The organism is Paenibacillus sinensis (assembly GCF_019904155.1).
Taxonomy (GTDB): Bacteria; Bacillota; Bacilli; order Paenibacillales; family Paenibacillaceae; genus Paenibacillus_AQ; species Paenibacillus_AQ sinensis.
On record NZ_JAHCMB010000150.1, the window covers coordinates 1 to 1,116 of the forward strand.

General features: G+C 38.6%; 1 protein-coding gene and 1 pseudogene. Both read left to right on the forward strand.

What is annotated here, in order from left to right:
- Positions 1 to 329: pseudogene (locus tag KIH86_RS17585) on the forward strand (hypothetical protein); the annotation flags it as partial.
- A gap of 40 nt (positions 330 to 369) precedes the next feature.
- Positions 370 to 1,116, forward strand: a 747-nt coding sequence (locus KIH86_RS17590) for a tetratricopeptide repeat protein (protein ID WP_223110576.1), incomplete at its 3' end; no start/stop codon positions are given.

Here is a 1,116-nt window from a genome sequence, read left to right on the forward strand (position 1 = left end):
ATAAGGGAGTAGGGACAGATGAAGGTCGAGGTAAGTTTAGAAAGTGGGAACAAAGATTGGCTAGTGGAAATGAACAAATAACCTTATTAAAAGTGAGTAACAATAAAGAGATCTATTATCCTCCTGGTAGTGCTAGTTATTACATGGATGATCTAGCCGAGTATGAAACATTTAATCAAGCGTTCCCTAATGCGGCCTTTATTGAAGCTGATGGAAGGAGTACTACCAGTGGGATCGTTAATGCAGATGATTTATTGAAACTGTATAACATTAAGTTGCTCAGTTGGGATATCGCGAAACCAATTACTAATTCTTTTGAAAAAAAGTAGTATCCGCTTTGAGCATCTACTCTTGAACCACAGGCGAACATTGAGAGGGACGATTGCAGTGGATGCCTATAATGAGATATTTGAACGTGCTGAAAAAAGCTATGTAGAAAGAGACTTCCAGACTGCCCTTGAATGTTTTGAAAAAGCACTCGAAATGAGTTGTTCTGTTGATTGCATCAACTATATCGCATGCTGTTATTTGAACTTGGGTGATCTGGGTAAGGCAGAACAACTATTGCAGAAGTTAGTCTCTGGGAATCCATTTTGGGAAAGACCCCACTTTAATTTAGGGAGAGTGAACTTGAAGCTTGGGAGAATGGAGGAGGCGCTGCAATATTTTCAAACTGCCATAGAAATTGATCCTGACAGTGAGGATGCGTATTACTATTTAGGTGTCTATTATTTTCAGACGGAAGACTACTTGAAAGCCACGAAGTATTACAAGAAATCATTATCCACAGACAACAAGCAAGCGGAGACCCATTTGAATTTAGGATTGTGTTATTTTAGATTGCAGGAATACGATAAGGCTTTGAAGGAGACTAAGCTGGCCTATTTATTAGATGCCGATAACACAGATGCGATCAACAATATAGGAGTTATTTATAATGCAAAGGGGGAATACAAGAAGGCGCTGAAATACTATCTTGAGGCACATGGATTTTTGAAAAATGATACTGAGATTATGAATGATATTGCTCATTCTTACTTCAAACTTAAAGACTATGAACAAGCTATTGAGTGGGCAGAAAAAATCCTGGAAATAGAGCCGGCTCATTGTTACGCG